This is a genomic window from Rhodopseudomonas sp. WA056 (genome assembly GCF_010906995.1).
Lineage (GTDB): Bacteria > Pseudomonadota > Alphaproteobacteria > Rhizobiales > Xanthobacteraceae > Rhodopseudomonas > Rhodopseudomonas palustris_G.
Genome location: NZ_QPFS01000189.1, coordinates 1 through 6,192 on the forward strand (window position 1 = coordinate 1; position 6,192 = coordinate 6,192).

General features: G+C 64.1%; 5 protein-coding genes and 1 pseudogene. 3 read left to right on the forward strand and 3 right to left on the reverse strand.

The window, feature by feature from the left end; genetic code table 11:
- A pseudogene (locus tag DU475_RS22775) lies at positions 1 to 504 on the reverse strand (monovalent cation/H+ antiporter subunit A); the annotation flags it as partial.
- 259 nt (positions 505 to 763) lie between these two features.
- Positions 764 to 1,789, reverse strand: coding sequence for a universal stress protein (locus DU475_RS22780; RefSeq protein WP_246700403.1), 1,026 nt, complete (start codon positions 1,787 to 1,789; stop codon positions 764 to 766).
- 26 nt (positions 1,790 to 1,815) lie between these two features.
- Here DU475_RS22780 and DU475_RS22785 point away from each other — a divergent pair, with 26 nt between their 5' ends.
- Genes DU475_RS22785 through DU475_RS22795 form a run of 3 tightly spaced genes read left to right on the forward strand, consistent with a single transcriptional unit; the run spans position 1,816 to position 5,652 of the window.
- Positions 1,816 to 2,634, forward strand: coding sequence for a class II glutamine amidotransferase (locus tag DU475_RS22785; protein ID WP_164633410.1), 819 nt, complete (start codon positions 1,816 to 1,818; stop codon positions 2,632 to 2,634).
- 29 nt (positions 2,635 to 2,663) lie between these two features.
- Entirely contained in the window at positions 2,664 to 4,430 is a 1,767-nt protein-coding gene (locus DU475_RS22790; RefSeq protein ID WP_164633411.1) for an N-acetylglutaminylglutamine amidotransferase, read from the forward strand.
- A complete protein-coding gene (locus tag DU475_RS22795) occupies positions 4,420 to 5,652 on the forward strand; it encodes a carboxylate-amine ligase (RefSeq protein WP_164633412.1) in 1,233 nt (410 codons plus the stop codon). Before DU475_RS22790 ends, DU475_RS22795 begins: the two co-directional genes overlap by 11 nt.
- A 34-nt stretch (positions 5,653 to 5,686) precedes the next feature.
- On the opposite strand, the gene DU475_RS22800 is transcribed toward DU475_RS22795, so the two are convergent.
- Positions 5,687 to 6,192: efflux RND transporter permease subunit (locus DU475_RS22800; protein ID WP_164633413.1), on the reverse strand; the 506-nt coding region annotated here is incomplete at its 5' end.

Sequence of the window (6,192 nt, forward strand, 5' to 3'; positions counted from 1 at the left end):
GCCCGTCACCACCAGCGCCATCCGCGCGCCCTGCCGCCCCTCCCCAGTGTGATACCAGTAGCCGATCAGCAGGAACGAACTCAGACTGGTCAGCTCCCAGAACACAGTGAGCAGCAGCACATTGTCGCTGATCACGATGCCGAGCATCGCGCCCTGAAACAGCAACAGATAGGCGAAGAACCGTCCAGGCGAGTCGTCACGGCCGAGATAGAATCCGGCATAGATCACGATCAACAATCCGATGATCAGGATCAGCGCGGCAAAGAACAGCCCGAGACCGTCGAGAAAGAATCGGAACGACAGTCCGAGCCCCGGCACCCAGTCGCCGCCGCTCCGGATCGTGGTTCCGTCGAACACGACAGGCGCGCTGGCAATCAACAGCGCCAGCGACGCCAAGCTGACAGCCAGGGTCACCGCAGTGCACAGGCTGCGCCCCGACCGCACGGCGAGCGGTGGCAGAATAGCGCCCAACAAAGGAATGAGTGCGATCAGTGCAAGTTGCATCGGTGCCGGATCCTCGCGATGTCAGGCGTGAGCCCGGAGGCCGCCCGGCACCATCCCATCGATGCAGGATACAGCGTGGAGTGGAGACCCGGTCAACTGCGGAGAACCATGCGATCCCGGCGAAACAGCCGGACGCTTGAAGGCGTGCGTTCGAAAGCGGCGAGCGACATTATCGTCATCCGAACGCAACATCGGAACGCGGCATATCGGCGCGCCAACGCCCTGCGGCCAAATGGATTTCGCCTCCCACGCGCATCGATCAATGATACAGAAACAGTGCACACGGTGGCGTTTCGACCAGCGCATCTGTGGTCGAGCCAAACAACGCCTCGCGGAATCCTCGTCGGCCGTATGCCCCCATCACCAAGGTGCCGACTCGCCGGTCAGCGACTGTAAGCCTGATCGCCTCGGACGGATCGACGCTCGAAGTGATCGGACAGGCGTCCGATTCGTAGCCGTGGCTCCGCAGATACGAAGCCGCGGCCGCGCAATTGCGGGCGGCCGCCTCTTCGCTCCGATCGACCGCAGCGACCACGATCCGCTGACCGGTGCCGAGACCGAGCAGCACGAACATCTGCAGCGCGCGCATCGCCGGGACGCTGCCGTCGTAGGCGACCAGGATGGCTTCTCCCTCCGGCAACCGGTCCGGACAAACGATCAGCGGCCGAGGCGAGCGCAACAGAAGCTTGGCCAGAATTTCCGACAGCGGCTCGGTCAGATCGCCGCCATAGCCGGTATCGTGCCCGGCAACCACCAGATCACGGGTCTCGGTCGCAAGCTGGAAGGCTTCGATCGGGTCGCCCTCGAATGAAAGCCATTCGAACGGGAGGGCGCGCTCGCGACATTCGCGCTCGAACTCCTCGTGCAACCGCTGTCGGGTCGCTTCAGCCTGACTTTTCAACTCCTGCTCGAGCTGCGCTTTGTAGGCGGAAGTGCCGATCCCGCCGAGCATCGGCGCCTCGATCGAGCGTAGATCGAGGCCGGCCAGACCCGCCAGATCGGTTCCGGTCCGCTGCGCCAGCCGGAAAGCGTAGTCCCGGGCCGACACTGAGGAGTCGGTCTGACCAAGCAATATCAGGGTGCGCTTGAGCATCGACATGCGAATCTCCTTTGCCGGCTGACGGACCGGAGAGTGCCCCGCGGAACCCGACCGCACCACGCCGATCAGCGCGCGATCAGGCGGCATTGTGTCGCGCGTGTCCTCGCGGAAGGCAACTCCAAACGGAGCGGAAACGGAACCGGCGCCCCCTGCAGTGGTTGAAACCAAGTGTGCGCAGCCGCGCAACCGGGATCATTCGTTGAGGTCAATCGATGTGCCGCTGGCTGGCATACCGCGGAGAAGCAACATCGTTCGACAGCTACGTCACAGAACCGGTCCACTCCCTGATCAACCAGAGCCTGCGCGCCCGCGAATCTGCTGGCAGCACTAACGGCGATGGCTTCGGCCTCGGCTGGTACGGAGTTCATCCCGAGCCGGGATTGTTTCGCGAAACGCGCCCGGCATGGTCGGACGAGAATCTCCGTTACCTCTGCCGGCACCTGCAATCCCACATGTTCTTCGCCCATGTCCGCGCCGCGACCGGCACCGCGGTGACGCGGCAGAACTGCCATCCATTCGCCTGCGGGCGATGGATGTTCATGCACAACGGTTTCATTGGGAGCTGGAGCCGGCTGCGGCGGAAGGTCGAGGCGATGATCCCCGATCATCTGTATCCATCGCGCGTCGGCACCACGGATTCTGAGGCGGTGTTCCTGGCAATGATGGGCCAGGGGCTGGACCAGGATCCGATCGGCGCGACCCTGAGCGTGATGCGCGCACTCAGCGCGCTGGTCGACGAAGATGGATTGCGCGAGCGGATGAGATTCACGGCGGCGCTCGCCAACGGACACGACCTCTACGCCTTCCGGTTCGCTCACAACGATACGGCGAACACGCTGTACTATCGCGAGGATGGGCCTCTGGTCGTCGCCTCCGAGCCGTTCGACACGGAGCAGCATTGGTCCGAAGTGCCGGCGGATCACGTGCTGGTCTCGCGGCCGTTTCGTCCCGTCGAGATCCGTCCGTTCCCGGCCGGTGAACATTCGCCGCAGGAACCCGCTGTTGCCCAAAATGTTGTCGAGCGAGCTTAATTGATCGGCAACGGAGGCATCGAAGGGCGATGTGTGGAATTTGCGGAGAGATCCGCATGCGCGGCGAACCCTCGATCGCCGCTTTGAAGACGATCGCCGGCGCGATGCACAAGCGCGGGCCCGATGCGGAAGGACTGTTCGCGCAAGGCACCATGGCGTTCGGCCATCGGCGACTCAGCATTCTCGATCTGGCAGCAGCCTCTCAGCAGCCGATGATCGACAGCGAGCTGGGACTCAGCATCGTCTTCAACGGCTGCATCTACAATTTCCGTGAACTCCGGGACGAACTGACGCGGCGCGGCTACCGGTTCTTTTCGCAGGGCGACACCGAGGTCATCCTCAAGAGCTATCACGCCTGGGGAGCCGACTGTGTCTCGCGGTTCAAGGGCATGTTCGCCTTCGCGCTGTGGGAGCGTGACAGCGGCCGCGTCGTGCTGGCGCGCGACCGGCTCGGCATCAAGCCGCTGTATTATGTCGACGGCCGTGACAGTTTCCGGTTCGCCTCTGACCTGCCTGCGCTACTCGCCGGAGGCGACGTCGACACCTCGCTCGATCCGGTCGCGCTGCATCATTTCTTCAGCTTCCATGGCGCCGTGCCACCGCCGCGCACCATTCTGCGCGGCGTGAAGAAGCTGGAACCCGCCACCATCCTCACCCTGGAGCCGGATGGTTCCAGAACCACGCGGCGCTACTGGAGTTTCACGGTCGGCTCGGCCGTCGATCGGGTGATGACCGAGCAAGAGTGGAGCGAGGCCGTTACCGATGCGATGCTGACGGCGGTCGATCGCCGCCGCGTCGCCGACGTCCCTGTCGGCGTGCTGCTGTCGGGCGGATTGGATTCATCGCTGATCGTCGCGCTGCTCGCCAAACTCGGCCATTCCGACGTCAAGACCTTCGCGATCGGATTCGACAGCGTCGGCGGGCAAAGCGGCGACGAGTTCTACTATTCCGATCTGGTGGCGAAGCACTTCTCGTCAACGCACGAGCAGATCAGAATCGACGGCCGCGAGGCATTGCAGTATCTGCCGGACGCGATCCGGGCGATGTCCGAGCCGATGGTCAGTCACGATGCGGTTGCGTTCTATCTGCTGTCGCGCGAGGTCGCCAAGCGGGTGACAGTGGTGCAGAGCGGCCAGGGTGCCGACGAAGTGTTCGGCGGCTATAGCTGGTACCCCTCACTGCTCACCGCCAACAATGCCGCCGATCAGTATCGCGAGGTGTATTTCGATTGGAAACACACCGACATCGCCAGGTTGTTGACCCCCGATCTGCTCTCGGCGGATCACAGTTCGGACTTCGTCGAGCGTTTCTTCGACCTGACCTCGGCGAGTTCCCCGGTCGACAAGGCGCTGCAGATCGACGCCGAGATCATGATGGTCGACGATCCGGTCAAGCGGGTCGACAACATGACCATGGCGCATGGTCTCGAAGCCCGGGTGCCGTTTCTCGACCACGACGTGGTCGAGCTCGCCGCCCGGATCCCGGCCCCGCTCAAGCTCGGCGACGGTGGCAAGTACATCCTCAAACAAGCAGCCCGCGCGTTGCTTCCGACCGAAGTGATCGACCGCCCCAAGGGATATTTCCCGGTGCCGTCGCTGCGGCATCTGCGCGGCGATTTCCTCGACTACGTTCGCGACATCCTGACCTCCCCGGCCGCGCGCAGCCGCGGTCTGTATCGCTCCGAGTTCATCGAACACATGCTCCATCATCCCGAAGCAGAAAAGAGCCCGAAGGGCCATTCGCGGCTGTGGCAGGCCGCTCTCCTCGAAGGGTGGCTGCAGGCCCATGCGATTTGATCCGAAAATCCTCGACAAGCTCCGCCTGAATCTGAGCGCCAACCAGCAGCACCTGGTGATCAGATCCGCGATCGGCATCGACGCCAACGCCGCCTATTCGTTCGGCATCGAGGAGGAGTATTTCCTCGCCGACGCGAAGACCCATGAGGTCGCGATGCAGACGCCGAACGGCCTGTTCGAGGCCGCGAACTGGTCCACCGGCGGCCAGGCGATGCGTGAGATGCTGCAGGCGCAGATCGAAGTCGCCAGCAACGTCCACGTCGATCCCAGCGATGCGCGGGAAGAGCTGCGATTTCTGCGTAACGAGGTGGCGGCTGCCGCTGCCCAGCACGGCCTGGTGATCATGGCCAGCGCGACCCACCCGACAGCGTCATGGCGGTTTTCCAAACCAAGCCCTAAGCCGCGCTACAAAGAGATGATCGAGGACCTGCGAACCATCGGCCACCGCAACATGCTGTGCGGTATGCACGTCCACGTGCAGATCCCTCCGCCTGCGGAACGCGTCGCGGTGATGCGGGCGATGATCCCGTATCTGCCGCTGTTCATCGCGCTGGCGACGTCGTCGCCGTTCTGGAACGGCAAGGAGACCGGCCTGCGCGGCTATCGCCTCGCCGCTTACGACGAATTGCCCCGCACCGGGCTGCCGGAGCTGTTCGCCGATCAGAGCGAATACGACCGCTACGTCGAAGCGCTGGTGCGATCAGGGGTGATGCCGGATGAGAGCTACGTCTGGTGGGCGCTGCGGCCGTCGTCACGCCATCCGACGCTGGAGCTTCGCGCGCCCGATGTGTGCACGCGACTGGAGGACGCGGTGCTGATCGCATCGCTGTATAGGGCGCTGATCAAGCATCTGTGTGAACATCCCGATTCGTCCGAAGCAGTCGATAACGTCGAACGTGCCATCGCGGTCGAGAACAAATGGCGAGCGCAGCGCTACGGCACCGACTGCATCTTCGCCTCGAAAGACGGCCCGATCGAGATCCGCGAATTCCTCGATCAGGTGATTGCACGCGTCCTGCCGGATGCGGAAGCGCTCGGGTGCGCGCCCGAAGTCGAGCACTGCCGCGCCATTCTGGAGCGCGGCAGTTCGGCCGACGCGCAGCTACGCGTCTATCGCGAGGCTGGAAACGACCTGGGCGCGGTGACGCAATGGATTGCGCGGCAGACCCTCGGCGAGAACCGCGCGCCCTCCTCCCGCGGCGCGGCCGAACGGGTCGAGTAGCCTCGCTCCGCTATCTCCGATCCGGCCGGACGCATCACGAATGCGACCCGGCCGCCTGTCGGTGCTGTTCCGTATCGTGCAATCCCGGCGCCAAGGGCGCGTCTTGGTCGACGGTACCATCGCCGTGCTGCATCAGCGGCCGGTTGCCGGTGAGCGCACGCAGCGCCACGTAGAACATCGGCGTGAAGAAGATGCCAAACGCGGTGACGCCGATCATGCCGGCGAATACCGCGACGCCCATGGCATGGCGCATCTCCGAGCCTGCGCCGGTGGACGTCACCAGAGGCACCACGCCCATGATGAACGCCATCGAGGTCATCAGGATCGGCCGCAGCCGCAGCCGGCTGGCCTCGATCGCCGCCTGCACCGGCTTGCGCCCGGCGAACTCCAGTTCGCGCGCGAACTCGACGATCAGGATGGCGTTCTTCGCCGACAGCCCGACCAGCACGATCAGGCCGATCTGGGTGAAGACATTGTTGTCGCCCTTGCTGATCCAGACGCCGAACATCGCCGCCAGCAGCCCCATCGGCACGATCATGA